We start from the raw sequence: 25,318 nt of genomic DNA on the forward strand, positions 1-25,318 counted from the left end.
CTAAAGGACAATTATGAAATTTAAACTATTAGCAACAAGCCTTGCGGTATCACTCGCTTTAACTGGCTGTGCAATGCAAAAAAATGAAACAACGCAAACAGCAAAACAAGAACAAGTAAAAAAAGCTGATGACCGTGTTTTTTCACAAGATTACCTAATTGAAGAGCTTGAGAATGGCTTACGTGTAATGGTTGTAAAAACGGATTACCCTGATGTCGTTTCGTTGCAAATACCCGTTTCTGTTGGCTCGCGTAATGAAGTAGAAGCGGGCAAGACCGGCTTTGCTCATTTTTTTGAACATATGGTATTTAAAGGCTCTAAAAAATTTCCGCAAGACGAATACACCGCCATATTCAAAAATGCAGGGGTTGATAACCGTGCATACACTACCAACGATTACACTAACTACCATTTAAACTTTTCAAAGCAGCACCTTGATAAAGTACTTGAGATTGAAGCTGATATTTTCCAAAACTTAACCTACACCGAAGAGCAATTTAGAACCGAAGCATTGACGGTAAAAGGTGAGTACTTAAAAAATAACGCCAGCCCGATTCGCAAGTTATTAAGTGCTGTGCGTGCAGAGGCTTTTGAAAAGCATACTTACAAACACACCACAATGGGCTTTTTTGAAGATATAGAAGCCATGCCAGACCAAATGGCTTACGGTAAAGAATTTTTTGATAAGTTTTATAAGCCAGAATATGTATCGCTAGTTATTGTGGGTGATGTTGACCCAAAAGCCACAATGGCAATGGTTAAAAAACACTGGGGTGGTTGGGAAAAAGGCAATTACGTTGCCGATATTAAAGCTGAGCCAAAACAGCAAGCTCCTAAATATTTGCATGAACAAAATAAAGCCTTGCCGGGGCATTGGCTATTGGTATCGTATAAGGGTGCTGCGTGGGAACCCGCTAAAAAAGACAGAGCTGCACTTGATTTAATCTCGCAGCTTTATTTTTCAAGTAACTCAGATTTATATCAAGAGCTCGTTGTTGATAAACAAATAGCGAGTCAAATGTTTACTTATAATCCAGAAACCAAAGATCCAGGCTTACTGCATGTATTTGTAAAAGTAGAAAACGCTGATGATTTAGCAAAAGCGCGTGATGCAATTAACCGCACTTATGCAAAAGCCAGAACAGAATTGGTCGATGCACAAAAATTAAGTGACTTAAAGTCTAACCTTAAATATGGCTTTATTAATGGTTTAGATTCTTCGCAAGCAATTGCATCAACGCTTGCAAGTTACATGCATTTTGAACGCGACCCTGAGGTTATTAACCAGCTTTATAAATCGGCCGACAACATCACAGCAGAAGATATTAAAGCGGTTGCTAATAAATACTTTGTAGATAACACGCGTACTACTGTAACTATGTCGGCACTTGATAAAGCACCGGGGTTTGCAGAAGAGGCGAGTTTAAGTGCAGTAGTTGCAAAACTTGAACAAGCCCCAGAGGCACCTGTATTTAAAGTGCTTGATAAAACCAATAGCTCGCCGCTGATTGATGTAAACTTTTTATTTAATACAGGGGCTGCTGCTGATCCTCAAGGTAAAAAAGGTGTAGCTGCGCTTACCGCCGCAATGCTTGCTCAAGGTGGGTCGCAAAGTACCAGCTACAAAGAAATTCAAAAAGCGCTTTATCCGCTTGCAGGTAGTTTTGGTTACCAGATTGACAAAGAAATGCTGTCGTTCCAAGGGCGTATTCATAAAGATAACGCTGAAACTTGGTATGCACTTGTAAGCGAACAATTACTTAATCCAGGCTTTAGAGACGATGACTTTAAACGCCTTAAAAAAGAAATGATCGACGGTATTAAGTCAGGATTAAAAGCATCTAACGATGAAGAGCTAGGTAAAGAAGTACTCTACAGCACGCTTTACAAAGGCCACCCATTTGAGAGCTACAACTACGGTGATATTTCTGATTTAGAAGCATTAACGCTTGATGATGTAAAAGCATTTTACAATTCAGAGCTTACTCAATCTAAACTAACACTGGGTTTAATTGGCGCCGTGCCAAAAGCGCTTAAAGCAAATATTATGAGCGATTTAGCAACCTTACCTAAAGGCGAGCAAAGCCGTTTAAGTATTCCTGATGCGCCAGAGCTTAAAGGCCATCATGCAACGATTGTAGAAAAATCAGCGCAATCGACGGCAGTATCGTTTGGCTTCCCGATTGATACTATTCGCAGCAGCGAAGATTGGACTGCCCTTTGGCTTGTGCGTTCGTACTTTGGTGAGCATCGTAGTTCTAACTCATACTTATATGAACGAATTCGTCAAACGCGCGGTATGAACTACGGCGATTACGCATATATTGAATACTTCCCACGTGGTATGTTTCAAACTAAGCCTGATGCAAATTTAGGGCGTTCTGAGCAAATATTCCAAGTATGGTTGCGCCCACTTCGCTCTAACAACGACGCGCACTTTGCAACGCGTACCGCATTATTTGAGCTGGATAAGCTTATTAAAAACGGCTTAACCGAAAAAGACTTTGAGGCAACACGTAACTTTTTAATTAACTACGTGCCGCAGCTTGTAGCAAGTCAAAACCGCCAGCTAGGTTATGCACTTGATAGCGAATTTTATAACACTGAATCGTTTGTAAAATACGTAACAAGTAAACTTGAAAAGCTAACGCTTGCTGATGTGAATCGGGTGATTAAAGATAATCTACAAACCGATAACGTGCAGTACGTGTTTATTACCGGTGACGGTGAAGACATGAAAAAACGTTTAGTGTCAGAGCAAACATCGCCAATGGTTTACAACACAGAAAAACCAGCAGCGCTTGTTGCAGAGGATAAAGTTATTGCCGATTACGCATTAGCTATTCCGGCTAACAATATTGAAGTAGTGAAAGTTGACAGTGTTTTTAAATAAACCTTAAACAAAACGACTTGTAGATAATGAAAAGCCCCACGTTTGGGGCTTTTTTATAGCATTGAGCCAACGTTTATCCCTAACCCTAAAATTATTACTGCGCTTATTATGGCTATTAATGTGATATGGCCTCGTAATTCTTTTTCTTTACGTTCTGACATTTTTTAGCGCCTCAACTCATTATAAAAAATACAGTGATCATCCCCAATATAAAGCTGACGACTGACGATAGTGCTAAAATTGAGGTTATATTACGCGTGTTTAAAGCTGGACTAACATCGCAAGAGTTAGTGTTATCTTCAAGTTTAATTAATTCACCTTGGCGTACTTCCAGTACAGCACATAAAGCCATTGTTGTTTCTTTTGATGCTGCACCTTCTTTCTCTACCCGTTGAATTGTTCGTAAACTAACATCGCAGGCGTCAGCAAGTTGCTGCTGAGTCCAATTTAACTGGCCTCTGAGTGATTTAACAGTTGTAGGATTTAATTGCACGTTAAAGCTTCCCTACAAATAGTTCAACAATGGTTGCAGTTGCATAGCCAAACACTGCACCGCCTAATGCGCAACCAGCAATAAAAAAGAAAGCCTTTTTAGGATCGTCAGGAAGACTGCATTGAATTTGTTTGGCAACGACTTTTGTATCTTTATAAAGTGTGCACTTCATTCGCCCTGTGAGTATGTTTAGCATGTCAAACTTTACTTGGTACTGTGAGCTCTCAAAATCAAAAGAGTGGGTGCTTGTGCAATTTACATTGCGCTTTTTACTAAATAAATCATCATTTATGTACACCTCTTCTTTACCAGTAAAGTAACTTCCAAAACAGGCTATTTGATTGTCGCCATCTTGAAAATAAAATTTATAGCCGAGTTTTTTAGTATTTAATATGTCGTTTTTCATCATCGTTATCCTTGTTGAGTTGATGATGCTAATTTAGCGTTTATTATTATTTTTTACGCCGTCATGAATATGCCAGTGAGCAGTTTGGCATATGACACTGTGTATGTCATGTGTGTTTAACTACTGATTTTAATGTGTTTTATTTGATTTTCGTTCAGGTTTAAAATGAGTGTTGCTGTCGTATCATTTTTATTCTTTGATTGGGTAAATAATAAATTTAAAGAAAAGTACGCATTTATTTTTGTCATAAAAACGCTAAGTACATATACTTTCAGACAATTATTCTTATAAGTCTGAAGGTAAGCGTGCTAGATGATAAATTATTTTTAAAGTTAGTTTTGGACACTATGCCAGAGCAGGTTGTTGTAATTAATAAAGAAGGAGAAATGGTTTTTATAAATAAAGGATGGCAAAACTTTGGTGAAGAAAATGACTGCTCATGCGGTGCTTGGGAAAAAGAAAATTATTTATTTACCTGTAAAAAAGCAGCAGACAACGGTGACGAAATAGGCGAAAGGGCATTCAAGGGAATTAATGCTGTTATTAATGCAGAGCAAGAAGCGTTTTATTTAGAATACCCATGCCATAGTGATGATGAAAAACGCTGGTTTATGATGCGCGTAGTACCATTTAAGTACAGTACTGATTTTTATTATGTAATTACGCATCAAAATATTACAGAGCGAAAGCTCGCTGAAGAAGAAGTCCAGAAACTGGCAAATATTGATGGACTAACCGATATATTTAATCGTGGTTATTTTGATAGCTTTTTAGAGCAAGAATGGAATAGGTGTAAGCGTTTAAATATGCCTCTTTCATTGGCATTAATTGATTTAGATGACTTTAAGCTACTTAACGACACTTATGGCCATCAACAAGGTGATGAGTGTTTAAAACAAGTTGCGGCAGTCCTTAAGCAATATACAAAAAGACCCAGTGATATTTGCGCACGTTTTGGCGGGGAGGAGTTTGTACTTGTTTATGGCAACACAAACTCTGAGCAAGCAACAATAATTATTAATGCTATTGTAGAGCAGTTAAAGCAGCTTAATATTTGTAATGAGCTGTCATTACCAAGTAAAACACTTACTGTTAGTGTTGGGCTGGCAAGTGTTATTCCTTGTAACAGTTATAAAATACGAAATATGGTTAAAGAAGCCGATGACTTATTATACAAAGCAAAAACTGCGGGTAAAAATTTAGTATGTGCAGCCGATTTAACCGTGGTTGACTAAATTTTAAATACTTAGTTGTTAAATGTGCTTTGTTATACCTAATAACCAGAACAAATAACTAAGGCGTTAACACCTTGAGCTTTAAATCCGTTAGACTTAGCAAAAGGCTCTTTTTTATATCAATTTAAGGCAGTTCAGTATTATGCGTCATGAAATTTGGCAACAGCTTCGAAGTGAAGCAAATGAAGTCGTCACTCGCGAACCACTTTTAGCAAGTCATGTGTATTCATGTATTTTGAACCATGAGTGTTTAGGTTCGGCGTTAAGCTTTATTGTTGCTAACAAATTGGCCGATGCTGTTGTATCTGCATTTACTATTCGTGAATTATTCGATCAATCATTTGTAAAATGCGATCGCATGCTGTCTTTTGTCGCAGAAGACATTAAAGCTGTAAAAGATAGAGACCCAGCCGCAGAAACCTACCTGACTGTTATTTTAAATTTAAAGGGGTTTCATGCTATTCAGGCTCACCGTTTAGCTAACTGCTTGTGGCAACAAAACCGTAAAGAACTGGCGCGTTTTATTCAAAGCCGTACTTCTGAAGTGTTTGGTGTAGATATTCACCCTGCTTGTCAGGTTGGTAAAGGCATAATGTTTGACCACGCAACGGGTATTGTTATTGGTGAAACTGCAGTCATTGAAGATAACGTATCAATACTGCAATCGGTTACGCTTGGTGGTACAGGTAATGAGCAGGGCGATCGTCATCCTAAAATCAGAGCGGGTGTGTTAATTGGTGCAGGCGCAAAAGTGCTGGGTAATATTGAAGTGGGTGAGGGCGCACGTATTGGTGCAGGGTCGGTGGTATTAACTGCTGTGCCACCTCATACAACGGCCGTTGGCGTACCGGCCAAAATTATTGGCAGGCCTGAATGCCCGTGTCCTGCGCAAAGTATGAACCAAAACTTTTTAGCTACACCAGAGCCAGAAAACGAATCGCATACCAGCGCTATGCTGTGACATAGAATAAAGAGTAAAACTTAAAAGGAATTAATATGAACAAAAATAACGTTTTAATCCTTGGAATTGGGTTTATTGCTGGTGTGGGTTTAACTTGGGGATATTTTAGTTTGGCTTCAAGTGACTCAACTCCCGCAAAGGTACAGCATGCTGATACAAAGCAGCAAACCCCTCTTGTTCAGCCAGCTAAAATAAGTGAAGCAACAGCAAAGCGTGTTGCACCAGCTGCTCCTGAGCAAAGTGCTCGCTTAGAGCAAAAAGATATTTCCCCTAAATCAGATCCACAACTCCTTGATGAGCTTCCCCTAGAAGAGCAAGTTACACAGCTTAAGCTGCAATTAGCTAAGCAAAAGTCGTTAATGGAAAGTGTGGTGAAGCAGCTGCGTGACCCCTCTGATGCGCAAGCCGCTTTACAGGCACAGTTTGATGAGCAACAACGTGATGAAGAGTGGGCTTATCAAACTGAAACCGCCTTGCAGGATTTTTTACTTACCGCAGATTTAGCCTCAACGCCTGATATTGTCAGCGCAGAATGTAAAACATCGGTTTGTAAATTTAAACTTGCAGCGCCAACGGATAACGATTCATTCGATCATACCCAATGGCGAGAGCTAAACGATAAGTTAATGAAGCAAAAGCTTTGGTTGCAATTTAAAAGAACAACCTCGACTTCAAGCGACACCGAACTAACGTTACTAATGGCAACAGAGCTTTAAAGCGCTGTTGACTTTACAGAGCCATCGACCAGCTCTGTAACTAAAACATCACCGGCTTTAATTTGACCCACAGATTTAACCACCTTCCCTTGTTGTGTTTTAGTGATGCTATAACCGCGTGCTAAAACATTAAGCGGGCTTACCGAATCTAGCTTACTTGCTTGTAATGCCAGGCTATTATTGGCTTGTTGTAATTGTTGTTGTATAGCTTGGTTTAATCTTGCTTGTAACTGCGATAGTTGATGAGAAGCTTGCGCTAGCTTTTTGTCGGGAGATTGACGCATTAAACGTGGCGTTAAATTATTAAGCGTGCGCTCTTGTTGGTACAACCGGCTTTGCATAGCTTGTTGCAAGGCAATACTTAACTCATCTAATCGCTGCGCTTTTTGATTGAGCTGATTGCGCGGGTGGCATAGATTCAAACGATGCTGCAATTGGGTTGCGAGTGCACGCTTATCTGCAATGCTATGTTTAAATGCATTATTTAAGCGGTTAATAAGCTGGGTTACTTTGCTATGCAACTCTTGCGTGTTAGGACTTACAAGCTCAGCCGCCGCAGAGGGGGTAGGGGCTCGCATATCGGCAACATAATCACTGATTGTGGTGTCTATTTCATGGCCTACGGCACTTATAATAGGTAAATCACTGTTATGAATAGCGCGGGCGAGTTGTTCGTGGTTAAAACACCACAGATCTTCAAGTGAACCACCGCCGCGTCCTAAAATAAGTATGTCTACTTCGTTGCGTGCATTGGCTAACTCTATTTGGTTAATCAAATGTATGTGGGCTTCTTTACCTTGCACCATGGCTGGGTAAATAATGACTTCTAATTGCGGTGCCCGGCGTTTAAGTACGGTTAATATATCTTTTATAGCTGCGCCCGTTGCAGAGGTTATTACACCAATACGGTTTATATTTTGCGGCAGTGGTTTTTTGTATGCAGAGCTAAATAGCCCTTCAGCAGCAAGACGCATTTTTAGCGCATCAAACTCTTGCTTGAGTTGGCCTTCGCCTGCCGGTTCCATATGTTCAACAATAAGCTGGTAATCGCCGCGGGGCTCATAAAGTGATACGCGTGCTTTTACTGTTACTTGTGCGCCGTTTTCTGGGCGGTAACTTTGGCTTCGGTTATTACCTCGCCACATAGCCGCTTTAATTTGTGCTTTGTCATCTTTTAACGAAAAATACCAATGCCCAGAAGCTGGCGCAATAAAATTAGAAATTTCACCGGTAAGCACTAATGAAGCAAAGCCTTGCTCTAGTACTGTTCTGATCTCTCTATTAAGGCGCGAGACGGTATAAACCGTTTGCGAAGGCTTTGAAAACATAAAAAACAACCTAAAACTATTTATGAGGCAAGTTATAAGGGAAGTTTATCATAAATATTTGCGAAATATTATTTACGAATGCCTATAACGCTGTTAAAATTTGGCCGCAATTCCTTATCTTAGATCCACATGTGAGAAGTTGCCAAAATGCTTAGAATTGCTAAAGAAGCTCTTACCTTTGATGACGTACTTTTAGTACCAGGTCATTCTACTGTTTTGCCACACACGGCAAATATTTCAACTCGCTTAACGCGTGGTATCAAACTTAACTTGCCGCTTATTTCAGCATCTATGGATACTGTTACAGAAGCTCGTTTAGCTATTGCCCTTGCGCAAGAAGGTGGTCTTGGTTTTATTCATAAAAACATGACTATTGAAGAACAAGCGAAAAACGTACGAAAAGTTAAAACCTACGAAGCGGGTATTGTGTCTTACCCTGTAACAGTGACTGCTGATTTAACAATTGCAGATGCTATGGACCTTGCAGAAGAAAAAGGGTTCTCAGGCTTTCCTGTTACCGACCCAGAAAACACTTTAGTAGGTATCGTTACAAGCCGCGATATGCGTTTTGAGACAAAACTTGAACAGCCAATTTCGACTGTTATGACTAAAAAAGAAAAGCTAGTTACCGTTAAGGAAGGCGCAGCTCGCGAAGAAATTTTAGGTTTAATGCACGAACACCGCATTGAGAAGATTTTAGTTGTTGATGATGCGTTTAAACTTAAAGGCATGATCACCGTAAAAGATTACCAAAAAGCGCAAGATAAACCACATGCATGTAAAGACGAGTTAGGTCGTTTACGTGTAGGTGCTGCGGTAGGCGTTGGTGCGGGTACTGATGAGCGTATTGCTGCATTAGTTGAAGCGGGTGTTGATGTTCTACTTATCGATACTTCTCATGGCCACTCTCAAGGTGTTATTGACCGTGTATCTGCAACTCGTCAGGCTTATCCAGACCTTCAAATTGTAGCGGGTAATGTTGCAACTGCTGAAGGAGCAATAGCGCTTGCTGATGCAGGCGTTGATGCAGTAAAAGTAGGGATCGGCCCTGGTTCTATTTGTACAACCCGTATTGTTACCGGTTGTGGTGTTCCACAAATCACGGCTATTTCAGATGCAGTTGATGGTTTAAAAGGTCGCGACATTCCAGTAATTGCCGATGGTGGTATTCGTTTTTCAGGCGACATTGTGAAAGCGCTTGTTGCGGGTGCATCGTGTGTAATGGTGGGCTCAATGCTCGCAGGTACCGAAGAAGCGCCAGGCGAAGTAGAACTATATCAAGGCCGTTACTACAAATCATACCGTGGTATGGGCAGCTTAGGCGCGATGGATCAAAAAGAAGGTTCATCAGATCGCTACTTCCAAAAATCAAACGAAGCTGACAAGTTAGTCCCTGAAGGTATTGAAGGTCGCGTAGCGTATAAAGGGCCAATAGCGACTATTATTCACCAGCAGGTAGGTGGCCTTCGCAGCGCAATGGGCTTAACGGGTTGTGCAACAATTGAAGAGCTAAACACTAAGCCTCAGTTTGTGCGTGTTACATCTGCAGGTATGGGTGAGTCGCATGTTCATGATGTGCAAATTACCAAAGAAGCACCAAATTACCGCTTAGGTTAAACAACGACTTGAAATTACGGGGCTGGCTTTACCAGCCCTCTTTAATAGCCACTAAGCAAATTAGTGGAATTTAGCATCTACTTTACGAGATACTCCATGAGCAAAGATATTCACGATTCACGAATTCTCATTTTAGACTTTGGTTCACAATACACTCAGCTAATCGCTCGCCGTATACGCGAAATTGGTGTTTACTGTGAGCTGTGGGCATGGGATGTGACTGAAGAGCAAATTCGCGAGTTTAACCCACAAGGTATTATTCTTTCTGGTGGCCCAGAGTCAACCACACTTGAAAACAGCCCGCGCGCTCCTGAGTATGTGTTTAATGCAGGCGTTCCTGTATTAGGCATTTGTTATGGCATGCAAACAATGGCTACTCAACTTGGTGGTAGTGTTCACAGCTCTGATAAAAAAGAGTTTGGTTATGCGCAAGTTGAAAAGGTAGGCAACTGTGCATTGTTTGATGCAATTGAAGATCATATTACCGATGGTGGCAATGGCGTTTTAGACGTATGGATGAGCCACGGCGATAAAGTAATGGAAGTACCAGCAAGCTTTAGCACTACAGCTAAAACACCAACGTGTCCGCATGCTGCTATGTCTAACGAAGAAAAACGTTTTTACGGCGTACAGTTTCACCCAGAAGTAACGCATACTCATCAAGGTCAGCGTCTACTTGAGCGTTTTGCTATTGATATTTGTGGTTGTGAAAAACTGTGGACTCCAGCAAAAATTATTGATGATGCCATTGAGCGCATTAAAGAAACCGTTGGCGACGACGAAGTTATTTTAGGCCTATCAGGCGGTGTTGATTCATCGGTTGTAGCTATGCTTATTCACCGCGCCATTGGTGATAGATTAACATGTGTGTTTGTTGATAACGGTTTACTTCGTTTAAACGAAGGTCAGCAAGTAATGGACATGTTTGGTAACAAGTTTGGCTTAAACATTGTTAAAGTTGATGCTGAAGATCAATTTTTAAATGACTTAGCAGGTAAATCAGATCCAGAAGATAAGCGTAAAGCTATTGGCCATACTTTCATTAATGTATTTGATGAGCAAGCTAAAAAACTTAAGAACGCTAAATGGTTAGGTCAAGGTACCATTTACCCAGACGTCATTGAGTCTGCAGCATCTGCTACAGGTAAAGCACACGTTATCAAATCTCACCACAATGTGGGCGGATTACCAGATGACATGAAAATGGGTCTAGTTGAGCCACTTCGTGAGTTATTTAAAGATGAAGTACGTAAAATTGGTTTAGAGCTGGGTTTACCGTACGACATGCTTTACCGCCACCCATTCCCTGGTCCTGGTTTAGGTGTACGTGTACTTGGTGAAATTAAAAAAGAGTACTGTGATTTACTTCGCCGTGCTGATGCTATTTTCATTGAAGAGCTGCACAAAGCCGAGCTTTATCATAAAGTAAGCCAAGCGTTTACTGTGTTCTTACCGGTTAAATCGGTAGGGGTTATGGGTGATGCACGTAAATACGATTGGGTTGTTTCACTTCGTTGTGTTGAAACTATCGACTTTATGACGGCGCGTTGGTCACATTTACCGTATGAGTTTTTGGGTGTGGTTTCTAACCGTATCATTAACGAAATTGATGGTATTTCACGCGTTGTTTACGATATTTCTGGTAAGCCACCGGCAACCATTGAGTGGGAATAATTTACCCTGCATTTAGTTTTGTAAATTAAAGTGATAAAAAACGGCGAATTAGCATGCTAATTCGCCGTTTTGTTTATTTAAAAAGCAGTTAAACTAAATGTGTGATTTTTCTCTTTACCTTTAGCGAAACTTCTCTATAATTCGTCGTCATTGCAGGGGCGTAGTTCCAATTGGTAGAACAGCGGTCTCCAAAACCGACGGTTGGGAGTTCGAATCTCTCCGCCCCTGCCATTTCTTCTTTACATCGTATTTATTAATTCTTATATTATCTTACTTCCTCATTTCATCGAGTCGTTATGCATTCACGGTACGCAGCTGTTTTTGATATTGAAAATCTCGAATTAAATACTCATTTTCGACCAGCAAATGCTGAACCCCTTACAAATAATGTTGAAAAAGAATTAACGCCTGCTTCATTTGAATCCCTTGAGCTTTCTAGCCAATTACTTGCAGATATTAATCGTGCAGCAGTGCCTGTAGCTATAAATAGCGTGGTGAAAAGCAAGCACATACAATTAACGGGTGATCAGCTTGAGTTGCCATCCCCACAGCTAAATGCAACCGATAAACGTGCTTTGTGGGCTTTAATAAGTGAACACCTTGATAAACTTTAAACCTGTAAATAATGATGCCGTAGAAGCGCTTATGGCTATTGAAAATGCGTGCCATAGTCATCCTTGGACTTTAAAAACGATGAGTTCATGTATTGGTGGGCGTTATTTTAATTTAGCGGCCTTTGATAGTGACATACTCGTTGGTTTTTACATTGGTGAAAAAGCAGGGCCCGATTTTACGCTTATGGATATATGCGTGACGCCTGAGCACCAAGGTAAGGGGATTGCTAAGCAGCTATTGAGTAAATTTATAGAGCATGGTGAACAGAAAAATGCCGAAAATTTATTTTTAGAAGTTCGGGAGTCAAATACGCGTGCAATTAAGCTTTATGAGCAAGCTGGGTTTATAGAGATGTCGGTACGAAAGAATTATTACCCAAGTGATGATGCAACTAAAAACGGTTTTGAAGATGCTATTTTAATGGGTATGGCATTAAGCTTAGGGTTTATGTGATTTTTTTAGTTGCAGGCAGCTAACTGTTTTATTTTGAGTTAATTGCCTGCTTTATTGCCACCATTACTGAGTTTATAATTTCATCTCTTTGTGATTTATTGCTACTTTTTAGGTTTTCTTCAAGCTCACCTGCGCTTTTGTAAATAGCATCAAAGTTAAAACATCCTGCACTGCCTTTAACACTATGCGCAACTGCTTTTAGGCTTTCCCAATCTTGTGCATGGTGAAATGTTTTTATTTGTTCCAAATAACTGGGTAAGTTTGCTAAGTAATTATCAGATATCTGTTGAAATTTTTCACTTTTTAACAAGTCATCCCACTTATTTTGATTATCCTTTTCAAGGTGCAAGTAGCTAACAAGTACGTTCTCGAGGGCATCTTTATCTATTGGTTTTCCAAGCGCTTTGTCGCAGCCAGCTTCTATATAGGTGCCGATATCGTGGTTCATTACGTTTGCGGTGAGTGCAATAATGGGACCGTCGTAAGCAGCATGTCGTAGCATTTTGGTGGCTTCAAGCCCACCCATGACGGGCATTTGCATATCCATAATAATGAGTTGATAGTCGTTTACTAGCGCCATTTCTACGGCTTGTGCACCATTATTAGCTATGTCAGGCTCAAGCCCCCAAGTTTGCAACAGCAACTTAATCAGTAGCTGATTATCTGGGTTATCTTCAGCAACCAAAATATTTGCGTCAAAGCTGTTAGTCGCAAATGATAATAGAGGGTCTTTTTCAGGGGTTAATTGTGCATGATCGACAAGCAGCTCAAGCTCGGGTGTTTTGCCTTTTAAGTGGCAAGCAGCACTAATTGAAAATTCACTTCCTTCGCCCACTTCGCTTTCTAGTTTTATGTCGCCACCCAATAAATTTGCCAGGTTTTTGGATATACATAATCCTAACCCAGTACCACCAAAGCGACGTGTAGTTGTCGCATCTGCTTGTTCAAACGGTTTAAATACACGAGAAATTTGATGCTCAGACATACCAATACCGGTGTCGGTTATTACAAACTCAATGAGGTTGCTTTGAGCATGATAATGCACACAAATAGAGACATGGCCTTGCTCTGTAAATTTAACGGCGTTGTTGGCCACATTAATTAAAATTTGTTTTAAGCGTGTTACATCCGTGTATATAGTTTGCGGTATTGGTAAGTCAAAAATAATATTAAGTTCTAAACGCTTTTCTTGCGCCAGTGGCGTTATGATTGACTCAATATCATGGATTAACTGCACAACGTTCACAGAGGCTTGCTCTACAGCTAATTTTTCAGCTTCAATTTTAGATAAATCCAAAATATTGTTAATGAGTTCAAGTAAGTGCTTTGAGTTTCGTAAAATAGTACTTAAATGTTGTTTGTCGTTTACTATTTTATCGTTATGTAGCAACTGCTCTGTAAAGCCCATAATAGCGGTGAGAGGGGTTCGTATTTCATGACTCATGTTTGCTAAAAAACGACTTTTAAGTTGGTTAGCTTGCTCTGCTTGAGTAATTGCGAGTTCAAGTTGGCTATTCATAGACTCAAGCGCTTGAGTTCGGCTTTCCACCTTGTCTTCTAGGTGATGTTTGTATTCTTCGAGTTGTTGTTGATAGTGCCTAATTTGATTAACCATGTGGTTAAAGTCGTTAAACAGTATGCCTACTTCATCATCGGTATGAGCGGGTAAGCTTACTGCTAAGTCACCGTCACCTACTCGGTGACTGGCTGCACCTAATAGCTCTATTGGATTTAACAATAGGTTACGTACAACAACAAATATCAAGATAGGTAACGAGATCACTGAAATAATAACAATCAGACCCGTAATTAGGCTAATGGCTTTGCCCGACTGATGAAGTACCGCTTTGGGAATTGTTGATACGTAATAATAGCCGCCGCTCATTTGTACGGCAAAAATCATACGTTCGATTTTATCAATGCTCGATAACTCAATGGTAGAAAGTGAGCCTATGTCGGCCAAATCGCGAACCTTATTAAGTTCATATTCGCTAATGTACTGGCCTCGTAAATTATAATTAGAGCTAAATAGTATTTTACCGTCTTTGGTCAACAATAAATTGAGCGTATTGTTATAAGGCGCTTCTAAAATACTGGTATTTAAAATTGAAGGCTCAACATTTACAACAATAAACCCCAGTTGTTGTGGACGTTTTAGGTAATAACCCACGCTGTCTATTCGTTGCACAAAATACAGGCTGGTTGTGCCGTCGGGTTTTTGAACCATAAACTGTTGTTGGCTCAAATTGCTTTGTATAACCTGATTAAAAAAGGGGTAGTTTTTTGGCGCTATGGTTAAATTATTTGAATGATAGGCGTCACTTTTACCACTAGCCGACACTAGATTTATACTAATAATGTCAGGGTAGGCTTCGCTGTAACTGGCAAATACATCCATTAGAGCGCCAAGCCTGCGTGTATAATTTCCGTCTAAAAGGGCGTCATTGGCCAAAAAGTCGTTAAGTACCGGAGAGCGAGAAAGTAGCTTAGTGGTAGAGTGGAATGAGTCTATATAGTTAAACGCTTTTTGCTGTTGCTGCTCAACAAAGCGGCTCATGATTAGATCGGCTTGTTTTTGCGTAGAGTTAGTTACATTAGTTAACGTAAATCCACCTAAAAATAGCAGGGGCAATATAACAAGCGGAGTTATATACCATAATAATCTAATGCTTAACTTACTGGTTTTCATTAACTAACTAATATCCTTGACGCAATCTTTTTATAGTATGCGTTACAAGTTTATTAAACAAGCCTGCGCTTAACTCATCGCTAAAATATAAACTTTAGTTAGAGGTAACTTCCCCTTTATGCGTAGGTTTTAATTACTTAATTAAGTAAAAGTTTTTATTTTGCTTGAGTCAAATTACAAACTAAACGGCCTGAGTTTAAATATTGATAAAAAAGATCAGTTAATAACTAACCATTGATTGTTTAAAGGGTCAAGATCAGCGAAAATAGTCTTTAATTACGATTAACATAACGGATCGCAAACTAGGAGCTAATTTACTCTTGGTTTTGGTGTGTTGAGGTTTCGGGGTTTAGCAGTTTTAGCCTTTAAACGTCTGCACACTTTATGGTGATATTATCCGTATTCAAACTATAAGAACTTTTTAATGGCAGACCAAAATCTCCTTAGCGAAATAAATAAACGACGTACTTTTGCAATTATATCTCACCCGGATGCAGGTAAAACCACAATCACCGAAAAAGTACTTTTGTTCGGACAAGCGATTCAAAAAGCCGGAACGGTAAAAGGCCGTGGCTCTAATCAGCATGCAAAGTCTGACTGGATGGAAATGGAAAAAGAGCGTGGTATATCGGTTACTACCTCTGTAATGCAATTTCCGTATAACAATGCGCTGGTTAATTTACTTGATACCCCTGGACACGAAGACTTCTCAGAAGATACGTACCGTACTCTTACCGCAGTAGATTCGTGCTTAATGGTTATTGATGCCGCAAAAGGTGTAGAAGAACGTACCCGTAAGCTAATGGAAGTTACGCGCCTACGTACTACGCCTATTGTGACCTTTATGAATAAGTGTGACCGTGATATTCGTGACCCGATGGAGCTACTTGATGAAGTAGAAACAGAGCTCAATATTGCCTGTGCACCTATTACCTGGCCAATTGGTTGTGGTAAAGAGTTTAAAGGTGTTTACCACATTCATAACGACGAAGCGGTTTTATACAAAACAGGCCAAGGTCATACAATTCAAGAAGTTCGCACTGTTAAAGGCCTTGATAACCCAGAGCTAGATACTGCCATTGGTGAAGAACTCGCTGAACAACTACGTGAAGAACTAGAGCTTGTTATAGGGGCTTCAAACGAGTTTGACCTTGAACTATTTTTAGCGGGTGAGCTTTCGCCAGTATACTTTGGTACCGCCCTTGGTAACTTTGGTGTAGACCATGTACTTGATGGTTTAACACAGTGGGCGCCAACGCCACTACCGCGTGAAACAGAAGACCGCCAAGTAATCGCAACAGAAGAGAACTTTACTGGTTTTGTATTTAAAATACAGGCTAACATGGATCCAAAACACCGTGACCGTATTGCCTTTATGCGTATTGTGTCGGGTAAATACAGTCAAGGCATGAAGATGAATCATGTACGCCTTGGTAAACAGGTGAGTATTTCAGATGCAGTAACCTTTATGGCAGGCGATCGTGAGCGTGCAGCAGATGCATTCGCAGGCGATATTATAGGCCTACATAACCACGGTACAATCCAAATTGGTGATACTTTTACGCAAGGCGAAAAACTTAAGTTTAGCGGTATTCCTAACTTTGCGCCTGAGCTATTTCGTCGTATTCGTTTGCGTGATCCGCTTAAACAAAAGCAGCTATTAAAAGGCTTAGTACAGCTTTCTGAAGAAGGTGCGGTACAAGTATTTAGACCGCTCATTAATAACGATTTAATTGTAGGCGCGGTAGGTGTACTACAGTTTGACGTAGTTGTAGCGCGCTTAAAAGCTGAGTACAACGTAGATGCAATTTACGAAGGTGTAAACGTAAATACAGCGCGCTGGGTAAGCTCAGCTGACGTTAAAAAGTTTGAAGAGTTTAAACGTAAGTGCGAAAGCAACTTAGCACTCGATGGTGGCGATAACTTAACTTACATAGCACCGAGCCGTGTAAACCTTAATTTATCGACAGAGCGTTACCCTGAGGTAACCTTTAACCACACGCGCGAAAACTAGAATTGACTGACTAAAGTTAACTGAAAGCCTGCTATGGCGGGCTTACAAAGGTAAATAATATAATGAACATTCGTACTATTTTAGTAGAAAAAGCCATTGCCGCCATGACCGCAGCAGGCCTACCAGAAGACACAAACCCAGCTGTTACACAAAGCACACGCCCACAATTTGGTGATTACCAAATTAATGGTGCAATGGGCGCCGCTAAAAAAATGAAAAGCAACCCACGTGAGCTTGCGCAAAAAATTATTGATAACCTAGATGTAACCGACATCGCTGAAAAAACAGAAATTGCCGGCCCAGGTTTTATTAATATTCATTTAAAGCCTGAGTTTTTAGCCAACAGTGTAAAAGCAGCTAACAGCGATGCAAAGCTTGCCGTAAACGAGCACACTAATCCACAAACTGTCGTGGTAGATTACTCATCACCTAACCTTGCAAAAGAAATGCACGTAGGCCATTTGCGTTCAACCATTATTGGTGATGCTATTGTACGTGCGCTTGAATTTAGAGGCGACAAAGTCATTCGTCAAAACCACATGGGCGATTGGGGCACACAATTTGGTATGCTAATTGCGCATTTAGAAGATCAAATTAGCCAAGGCGTAGACTTAGAGTCGGTAGCGCTTGCTGATTTAGAAACGTTTTACCGCGATGCTAAAAAACGTTTTGACGATGAAGAAGGCTTTGCCGATAAAGCCCGTGATTACGTAGTTAAACTACAAGGCGGCGACGCGCACTGTGAAAAGCTATGGAAGCTATTTATAGCGACCTCAGTTAAACACTCTGAAGAAGTTTACAAACGCTTAAATGTAACGCTTACTCAAGCTGACATTATGGCTGAAAGTGCTTATAACAGTGAGCTTAACGACATTATTAGCTTATTAAAAGATAAAAATATAGCGGTAGAGTCGCAAGGCGCACAGGTTGTGTTTTTAGATGAACTTGCAAATAAAGACGGTGAGCCATCGGCGTTTATCGTGCAAAAATCAGGTGGTGGCTTTTTGTATGCAACCACCGATTTAGCCGCGTGTGATTACCGCTCAAATAAATTGGGTGCTGAGCGTATTTTAATATTTGTTGATGCGCGCCAAAGCCTGCACTTCAATCAAGTGGAGCTTACTGCACGAAAAGCTGGCCTTTTACGCGATGAAACAAGCTACGAGTTTTGCCCGTTTGGCACCATGATGGGCGCCGATGGTAAACCATTTAAAACCCGTACTGGTGGTACTGTTAAGCTTGCCGACTTGCTTGAAGAGTCAATTAGCCGTGCAGCAACAAAACTAGCTGAGCGTGAATCTGATTTATCAGATCATGATCGCAGCGAAATTGCCCGTAAAGTAGGTATTGGCGCCGTTAAATATGCTGATCTTTCTAAGCATCGTACCAGCGATTACATATTCAACTGGAACAGCATGTTAAGCTTTGAAGGCGCAACAGCACCTTACTTACAATATGCTTATACCCGTGTACGCAGTATTTTCCGTAAATCAGGTGTCGATGCCGCTTCGCTAAATGCTGATGTAGCTATAGCCGAGCCGCAAGAAAAAGCGTTAGCGCTTAAACTACTGCAGCTTGAAGAAGTGCTTGATTTAATGATCTCAGAGGCTACTCCACACGTATTATGTGGGTACTTGTACGAGCTTGCTAGCCTATACATGACGTTCTACGAAGCCTGCCCAGTACTCAAAGAAGGCGTAGAGCCAAGCGTACGTGACAGCCGTTTAGTGTTGTGTAATTTAGTGGCAGATACGCTAAAAACAGGATTGGATTTGTTAGGCATTGAAGTCATGGAGCAAATGTAATCAGCGTCGTATTTTAACCTAATACTGCGTTATCCACCCCGACTCACCCTAATCACATACAAATCGTATGCTCATAGGGATAAGTAGGGGTGAATGCCTTGTCTTAGGCTAAACTACTTAGGTGAACCTTCTGTTTCGTGTAGCTCGCTTTGACTTCGTTGTCGTGCTTTTTTAGCCTAAGTCACATACTAATTGTATGCTCCTTGGCATAAAAAAGCACTTCGCCTTGTCAGCACTCCTACACTTGCAGATGATTTTAGGCTTTAATTGATTAACTCTTGTAAGTTAATCAATTTTGTAGCTGATAGCACCGTAGGTTGAGTAGAGTGAAACGAAACCCAACACTAAACTAACATTAAACAAAACACTTTTATTTTTGCTCTTGTAACGATTAAATACCTGACCTTACTTACCCACATACGCTTTAATAAACAGAGAAGGATTTGTTTATGAAACTCGAAGACATCCGCCGTGAATACCTGCAAGACGCGCTAAGCGAAGATAACTTGCAAGATGATCCATTCAAACAATTTGAAACCTGGCTTGAGCATGCAGTGGGCAGTAATATTCCAGACCCAACGGCTATGGTTGTGGCAACGGTTGATGAAACCGGCCAACCTTCGCAGCGCATTGTATTGTTAAAACATTTAGATGATAACGGGTTTGTGTTTTTTACTAATACCGGCTCACGTAAAGCGCAAGAGCTAAAAGGCAATAACAAAATATCGCTGCACTTTCCGTGGCACTATATGGAACGCCAAGTAATTGTATACGGTGAGGCAAAACCATTACCTACATCAGCCGTGGCAAAGTACTTTTTATCTCGACCTAAAGAAAGTCAATTAGCAGCATGGGCGTCGCAACAAAGCCGTCCAGTGTCGTCGCGAAAAGTACTTATGGAAACCTTTGCTAATATGAAGAGCAAGTTTGCCAAAGGTGAAATCCCATTGCCTGATTTTTGGGGTGGTTACTGTGTAGTGCCTACTAAAATTGAGTTTTGGCAGGGTGGTGCACACCGTTTACATGACCGTTTTATGTACCAGCGCCAAGCAGATAACAGCTGGCAAGTTACACGCTTAAACCCTTAATAAATTGATGATTAAGTAACCGTGCAATTTATTGACTCTCATTGCCATCTCGACTTTAGCGAGTTTGATTCAATTCGTGAATTGCTCATAAACGAGTGTATAGCAAAGGGAGTCAATCAGTTTGTTGTGCCGGGTATTACGCTCGCTCAATCGCATACTCTTATCAAACTCAAAGCTACTTTTCCAAGTATAAAAATAGCAGCAGGGTTACATCCTTACTTTTTAGATCAACATCAAGAATCGCACATAGAAGCACTTTTTGAGTTCGGGGTTGCAAATAAGCATCATTTAATAGCTATAGGTGAGTGTGGGCTTGATAGAAGTATCGAAGACCTTGCAAAACAAACGAGTTTGTTTGAGCAGCAAATAACGATTGCTAATGAGCTAAATTTGCCGCTTATTGTCCATCATCGGCAAAGTCATGATTTAATTGCGCAATCGTTTAAACGCTGTAAGCCAAAATATGGTGGAGTGATACATGCGTTTTCTGGCTCACTACAGCAAGCACAGTATTATATTAAACAGGGTTTTAAATTAGGCGTGGGTGGGGTTATAACTTACGAGCGCGCAGCTAAAACCCGTAATGTAATTACTCAAATTGAACCTCAGCACTTAGTGCTCGAAACCGATTCGCCCTCAATGCCACTAAATGGTCATCAAGGTGAGATTAATACGCCGCTTCATATCCCTAATGTGTTCAACGCTCTGTGTAGTTTAAAACAAAGTAGCGATAAAGAGGTGCTAGCTAAAATGCTCTACGACTCTTGCTCTGAGGTTTTTCGTATATAGCGGTTTACTTGCCAACGCTTTAAGCCACGGCCCAATTGCCATGTAAAAATACATGCAATAACTAGCATTAATAAAACCTGACGACCCAAATCATGAAAATGGCTGTGGCTATCTGAAATAGCAGCTCGTGTTAAATAGGTTACCGAAACAAACCCTAGAGGGCGATCATCATCGCTTACAACGGGTTCAACAAATGGTGTTTTAAGTTTACTTATTCCTGGAGTCGATTCTGGAAGTTGACCTAAAATATGGTGTGACTGCCAATTATCACTGCTGGCGACTAAAATCCCCTGATGATCATAAATGGTAGCCGACAGTACAAATTCGTCTTTAGCTATGTCGTTACAAATAGTGTTTAACTGAGGTTTGTTTTTTTCTATCAGTGGTGTTTTAACATTTAAAGCCATAAATTGAGTTAAGCTTTGTGCTGTGTTGTCGGCGCTATCATATAATAACTGATGGCTTTGAAAGCTACTATTTACACCTACCCAACTAAGCAATACAAAACAGCCAGCAGCTAATAATAACCGTAAAAGTCGTTTCTTTTGTGATGCCGATATTGGATTTTTAAGATGGTTATTTTTCATAGTCACCGTATATGCTACTGACAGAATTTTGATTTGATGTTACAACTACTACTATAACCTTAAATTAACCCCGATGGCGAATTTAGCATTCATATTACCGCTTCAATTCGTTTTATATCAGTGGAATAAAAATAAACACGGAGATCCTATGTCGCAAATCAGCATGGCACAGCTTACTTCTCAGCAATCATTGTCAATGTTAACGCTCAACCAATGGTTTGCTCATAACAACGGGATTTTTACACTATTTGATGGTGTTCCAAATACACAAGAAGGGTTGTTTAGTATTGCATTTGCAGGTGACTTTAATGCGACAAGTATAGATACGTTTATTCAGTTTTTAGCTCACCACGGGCAAACGGTCACAGCATTATGCCAATACCAGCCTGATTTGGGCTTATCTCCAGCACTGTGTTTTTATACTCAAAATACAACGCAATCTATTAATCCATTAACGCTTAAAGCGTTTTCAGAAACACTAGAGTGCCAATTAGTACAAATTAATACACCGCCTAACCTTTACGAGCCGGGTTTGTTAGTGATGGATATGGATTCAACAGCGATTACTATTGAATGTATTGATGAAATAGCACGCTTAGCAAATGTGTACGATGATGTGGCATCTGTAACAGCCCTCGCAATGGCAGGTAAACTCGATTTTAGTGAAAGCTTAAATCAACGCGTAGGTAAGCTTAAAGGCATTGAAAAAAAACTTATTGAAGAATTAAAAAATACCTTGCCACTAATGCCGGGCATAAAAGCCTTGTGCCAAGTACTAAAACATCACAATTGGTATTTAGCAATTGCATCGGGCGGTTTTGTGCCATTTGCAGAGCGTGTTCAGGAGCTAATTAATTTAGATGAAGTACATGCAAATGTGCTTGAATTTAAAGATGATAAATTAACTGGTAAGGTACTTGGTACGATTGTGGATGCACAGCAAAAAGCGGTTATTTTAGAGTCTTTGCAAGCTAAGCTCGGACTTGAAAAAATACAAACAGTGGCGATTGGCGATGGTGCAAATGATCTCGTTATGATGGCAAAGGCTGGGCTTGGGGTTGCTGTTCATGGTAAACCAAAAGTAGTTGAGCAAGCGCAAGCAGCTATTTGTAAAGGCTCGTTATTACAGTTACTTTATATGCTCGCTATTCCGTTAAACAAAAAATAACGATGGCATATTAGCGTTAAACCGCTTAGCGAGAGCGGTTTAACCAAAGCAGTTTACGACGGCCCATTTGGTCAACCTTTTGTTGATCTAACTCAAAATGACTTAAAGCTTCTTCTGTAATATCAACCACATCACCCACACCTGTTACCGACCATAAAGCTTCTTCCAACTCTTTAGCTTTATGTAACGCGTATTGACTCACATAGCTAAGCTCGTTGGATAGGTAATCTGTATCTGGGCGACCAGTACGTGAAATATATAGTCGCATAACAAATATAATTTGAGACTTAATCCCCTTGCTAATTTGTTCATTAAAGCTGCTGTAATCTTCACCTAATATACACTGGCTTTGAATAGCTTCGGTGACTTTATCTTGTCGGGGGTCAAAATTGATTGCCAGTGTAAACGCAAGTGGCGGATCTTGTCTGCTGCGATCTTTTATATTTGGAGTGATCACATTTAAAATTTGCTCGTTAGTTATTATACTCGACACGTCCGTTTTATTGCTAAGTAGACCAAAGTTTTGTAAAAGTACATGCAGCGGGCTTGAATATAAACCATAACCAATTGCACCCACTTTAAAATGTGCCGCTTCTTTGTGTAAATACAGCGGAAATTGGCAAACGCTTTTTGTTACCATGTTTCTAAGTGCTGTAGAGAGTCCTTCAATTTTAGGAGCCTCTTCACTTACCTTTAATTTATCTTTGTTATTTTCAATTAATTGTGTAAAAAAACTAACGCCAGCATGGGGTAAGTCAGCCACTCTATTGGCTTTTAAGTTAACGGTGGTCAGTGACTTACTGATAGCCATAACCTCGTACTTGAGTTCGTTTAATGCATGCTTTTTAGTTATTTTTTGTAAATCAGGGAATGTTAAAAAGACAATGTCGCCTTTTTTAAAGCTAACAGGCTGATCGCACTCTAGTTGTAGCCCCATGACTGAAAAATCGCGCGTATGTCCACTTAATACCGTATCATTTATGTGTAATTTAACGTCGGTTTTGTATAAATAGCGTTTATGCGAGCGTAAATTTACATACTCAAGCGCAACAATGTCTAAATAGGGAGCCGTTTTATGTTTGGCATGCCCAAAAAGTTTAAGCTGATTGACCAAAGCTTTATCGTAAGTTATTTGTTTATAACGCAATTGCTCAACGCTATTACCTACACTAGTTAGTACAACAATATATTTTACGTCTTTAACTAACCCTTCAACACGAGGCGAAGGAGGTTTGTTAAGTTTTTCAATGTTACTACCAGCAGAATTTGGCAGTGAAAGTGGTATGTAAGCATCATCAGGATGGCTCGGCATTATCTGAATTTTAAAGCATTGCCAGCTTTCTTTTTGACTACCGAACCCTAAAAATAAATCACGTAGTTTGGCATTGTTGTTTAATTCGGTGCGGGTTGCTGAATAGTAATAAATCTTTCCAGAGGACACATGTGTAAAGGTGTACAGGTAATCTTCTTTAACCGCTGTTGGTTGCGTTAATAACCCACTGACCCGTTTATGGTTAAGCACGTTGTATAAGCAAGGTACACTTCTTTCATCGGTAAAGTAGCGCTGAATAAAAATATTATTTTCGGTTGTTAGGCTTAAACTAGGATAATACTGATCGTCTTTTTTACTTAAAAACACATACAATGAAGTAACACGAGGTATGTAATATTGCTCATAACCTTTTGATACAACCGCATCGAGTGTGTTATCTAAATTAACTTTGTAGCGGCGTTTATTTCCGTGAATAAAGCTTTCTAAAAAGTTATCAAAGGCTTCATTATTTTCAACGTAAGTTCGCTTTAAACGAATATGATTAAATTCACGTGAGATATTCTCAACGGCAACTACTTCATATTGAATGCCATTTTTTAAACCCAGTTCAAAGTCTTGCTCTAGACCCACCAAACGCATTGCTATTAGTTGGCCTTTTCTGATTATGTTTCGCTTTGCCAGCTTTATTTTACAGCCGCTCAAAGAAATATCAGAGGTACTTGCTTTAATATTTTTCTTATCGTTATATTCAATAGTAACTTTTATTGAATAATTCATTCTTTCTTCTGCACGGCTTTCGTAAGATGCAAATTTAATAACATTAGTATTTAGTAAATCTTCTTGCTCTTGCTTATTCCCTTTTTCGGCGGCTTCTTTTTGCATTACGCGGTGGTTATTTTCCGTATTCATAACCGCTTCGTAAACAGCAAGTGTGTATTTACCATGCTGTTTTAATGCGCTTTCAAACACTTCAATGGCCGTTTCATCCATAAAGTGCTGTTTACCATTATGTTCGTAAGGTTTTACTTGTCCTGTAACTAAACCGCGTAGATCAATAAAGCGCTCGACAGGCTGAGAAAGGCGCGACATTTCCATTTTAATTAAAAACTGTTCAGGCTTCGTAAGCTCTGCTGTTTTTGATTTAAAAATTAGGTCAAACTTGGCGTTGCCTAAATATTGTTTTAGCTCATTAACGAGGGACTCGTGTTTGAGCATGATGTCATCAGCCATTTATAAAACCATCACCGTCTCTTTGAAAAAGTAGGTATACTGTTAAATCCATTTATTAGAAATTCAATAAACGTAAAGCGTGCTATGTTATTAATATAGGTACGATTTTTAGAGCAACTACCATTTAGTTTTTGTTATTATGTGTTATGTGCCGTTTTATTGGCAAGTTACTTTTATTCAATTTTAAAGCAAAAACTGTGCCCTAAGATATATAAAGGTAAAACAGTTAATTAGGTAATGATTGTGGCTTAAGAAATTTGCACAGGCAAGCTATGTTGCTATGT

At 39.9% G+C, this 25,318-nt stretch carries 19 protein-coding genes and 1 tRNA gene; 14 read left to right on the forward strand and 6 right to left on the reverse strand.

All coding sequences use genetic code 11. From position 1 onward, the window contains the following. Positions 1-13: 13 nt before the first annotated feature. Complete coding sequence (locus tag ATS72_RS15030) at positions 14-2,893, forward strand: M16 family metallopeptidase (RefSeq protein WP_058428456.1); 2,880 nt, start codon at positions 14-16, stop codon at positions 2,891-2,893. A 172-nt stretch (positions 2,894-3,065) separates the two neighbouring features. Here ATS72_RS15030 and ATS72_RS15035 read toward each other — a convergent pair whose 3' ends face one another. After that, entirely contained in the window at positions 3,066-3,386 is a 321-nt protein-coding gene (locus ATS72_RS15035) for a helix-turn-helix transcriptional regulator (RefSeq protein ID WP_010555809.1), read from the reverse strand. Between the two features lies 1 nt (position 3,387). Further along, positions 3,388-3,795 carry a hypothetical protein gene (locus ATS72_RS15040; RefSeq protein ID WP_058428457.1) on the reverse strand — a complete coding sequence of 136 codons (408 nt, stop codon included), beginning with the start codon at positions 3,793-3,795 and terminating at the stop codon, positions 3,388-3,390. A gap of 302 nt (positions 3,796-4,097) precedes the next feature. On the opposite strand from ATS72_RS15040, the gene ATS72_RS15045 reads away from it, so the two are divergent. The 3 genes from ATS72_RS15045 to ATS72_RS15055 all read left to right on the forward strand — a co-directional run bounded on the left by ATS72_RS15045 (position 4,098) and on the right by ATS72_RS15055 (position 6,704). Further along, positions 4,098-5,027 (forward strand): sensor domain-containing diguanylate cyclase, encoded by a 930-nt coding sequence (locus ATS72_RS15045; RefSeq protein WP_058428458.1) that lies wholly within the window; start codon positions 4,098-4,100, stop codon positions 5,025-5,027. 142 nt (positions 5,028-5,169) lie between these two features. After that, positions 5,170-5,988, forward strand: a complete 819-nt coding sequence (gene cysE / locus ATS72_RS15050) for a serine O-acetyltransferase (protein ID WP_006791922.1) — start codon at positions 5,170-5,172, stop codon at positions 5,986-5,988. A 35-nt stretch (positions 5,989-6,023) separates the two neighbouring features. After that, complete coding sequence (locus tag ATS72_RS15055) at positions 6,024-6,704, forward strand: hypothetical protein (RefSeq protein WP_058428459.1); 681 nt, start codon at positions 6,024-6,026, stop codon at positions 6,702-6,704. Here ATS72_RS15055 and xseA read toward each other — a convergent pair. Further along, complete coding sequence (xseA, locus tag ATS72_RS15060) at positions 6,701-8,032, reverse strand: exodeoxyribonuclease VII large subunit (protein WP_058428460.1); 1,332 nt, start codon at positions 8,030-8,032, stop codon at positions 6,701-6,703. The genes ATS72_RS15055 and xseA overlap by 4 nt on opposite strands. A gap of 147 nt (positions 8,033-8,179) precedes the next feature. Here xseA and guaB point away from each other — a divergent pair, with 147 nt between their 5' ends. The 5 genes from guaB to rimI all read left to right on the forward strand — a co-directional run bounded on the left by guaB (position 8,180) and on the right by rimI (position 12,391). Continuing rightward, on the forward strand, positions 8,180-9,649 hold the full coding sequence (guaB, locus tag ATS72_RS15065) for an IMP dehydrogenase (RefSeq protein ID WP_008130378.1): 1,470 nt from the start codon (positions 8,180-8,182) through the stop codon (positions 9,647-9,649). A gap of 96 nt (positions 9,650-9,745) precedes the next feature. Then, a complete protein-coding gene (gene guaA / locus ATS72_RS15070) occupies positions 9,746-11,323 on the forward strand; it encodes a glutamine-hydrolyzing GMP synthase (protein ID WP_058428461.1) in 1,578 nt (525 codons plus the stop codon). A 154-nt stretch (positions 11,324-11,477) separates the two neighbouring features. Further along, a tRNA-Trp gene (locus tag ATS72_RS15075) sits at positions 11,478-11,554 on the forward strand. A gap of 65 nt (positions 11,555-11,619) precedes the next feature. Continuing rightward, complete coding sequence (locus tag ATS72_RS15080) at positions 11,620-11,937, forward strand: hypothetical protein (protein WP_008130376.1); 318 nt, start codon at positions 11,620-11,622, stop codon at positions 11,935-11,937. Beyond that, positions 11,924-12,391, forward strand: a complete 468-nt coding sequence (gene rimI, locus ATS72_RS15085; RefSeq protein ID WP_058428462.1) for a ribosomal protein S18-alanine N-acetyltransferase — start codon at positions 11,924-11,926, stop codon at positions 12,389-12,391. The genes ATS72_RS15080 and rimI overlap by 14 nt, the downstream gene beginning before the upstream one ends. 28 nt (positions 12,392-12,419) lie before the next feature. Here rimI and ATS72_RS15090 read toward each other — a convergent pair whose 3' ends face one another. After that, positions 12,420-15,080 (reverse strand): hybrid sensor histidine kinase/response regulator, encoded by a 2,661-nt coding sequence (locus tag ATS72_RS15090; protein ID WP_058428463.1) that lies wholly within the window; start codon positions 15,078-15,080, stop codon positions 12,420-12,422. Between the two features lie 424 nt (positions 15,081-15,504). On the opposite strand from ATS72_RS15090, the gene prfC reads away from it, so the two are divergent. From prfC to ATS72_RS15110, 4 genes are all read left to right on the forward strand, one after another. Continuing rightward, complete coding sequence (gene prfC / locus ATS72_RS15095) at positions 15,505-17,094, forward strand: peptide chain release factor 3 (protein ID WP_058428464.1); 1,590 nt, start codon at positions 15,505-15,507, stop codon at positions 17,092-17,094. Between the two features lie 62 nt (positions 17,095-17,156). After that, the gene (gene argS / locus ATS72_RS15100) at positions 17,157-18,899 is read left to right on the forward strand and encodes an arginine--tRNA ligase (protein ID WP_058428465.1); all 1,743 of its coding nucleotides are present in this window, start codon (positions 17,157-17,159) and stop codon (positions 18,897-18,899) included. A gap of 449 nt (positions 18,900-19,348) precedes the next feature. Beyond that, entirely contained in the window at positions 19,349-19,987 is a 639-nt protein-coding gene (gene pdxH / locus ATS72_RS15105) for a pyridoxamine 5'-phosphate oxidase (protein WP_058428466.1), read from the forward strand. Positions 19,988-20,008: 21 nt separating this feature from the next. Beyond that, positions 20,009-20,776, forward strand: a complete 768-nt coding sequence (locus tag ATS72_RS15110; protein WP_058428467.1) for a TatD family hydrolase — start codon at positions 20,009-20,011, stop codon at positions 20,774-20,776. Here the strand turns inward: ATS72_RS15110 and ATS72_RS15115 are convergent. Continuing rightward, positions 20,743-21,363 carry an AhpA/YtjB family protein gene (locus ATS72_RS15115; RefSeq protein ID WP_039036500.1) on the reverse strand — a complete coding sequence of 207 codons (621 nt, stop codon included), beginning with the start codon at positions 21,361-21,363 and terminating at the stop codon, positions 20,743-20,745. The genes ATS72_RS15110 and ATS72_RS15115 overlap by 34 nt on opposite strands. Before the next feature lie 148 nt (positions 21,364-21,511). On the opposite strand from ATS72_RS15115, the gene serB reads away from it, so the two are divergent. Further along, positions 21,512-22,531: a phosphoserine phosphatase SerB gene (serB, locus tag ATS72_RS15120; protein ID WP_010555822.1), complete on the forward strand. Its 1,020-nt coding sequence runs from the start codon at positions 21,512-21,514 to the stop codon at positions 22,529-22,531. 25 nt (positions 22,532-22,556) lie between these two features. Here serB and ATS72_RS15125 read toward each other — a convergent pair whose 3' ends face one another. Continuing rightward, positions 22,557-25,034: a PilZ domain-containing protein gene (locus tag ATS72_RS15125; RefSeq protein ID WP_058428468.1), complete on the reverse strand. Its 2,478-nt coding sequence runs from the start codon at positions 25,032-25,034 to the stop codon at positions 22,557-22,559. Between the last annotated feature and the right edge of the window lie 284 nt (positions 25,035-25,318).

The organism is Pseudoalteromonas sp. 13-15 (assembly GCF_001468205.2).
Lineage (GTDB): Bacteria > Pseudomonadota > Gammaproteobacteria > Enterobacterales > Alteromonadaceae > Pseudoalteromonas > Pseudoalteromonas marina.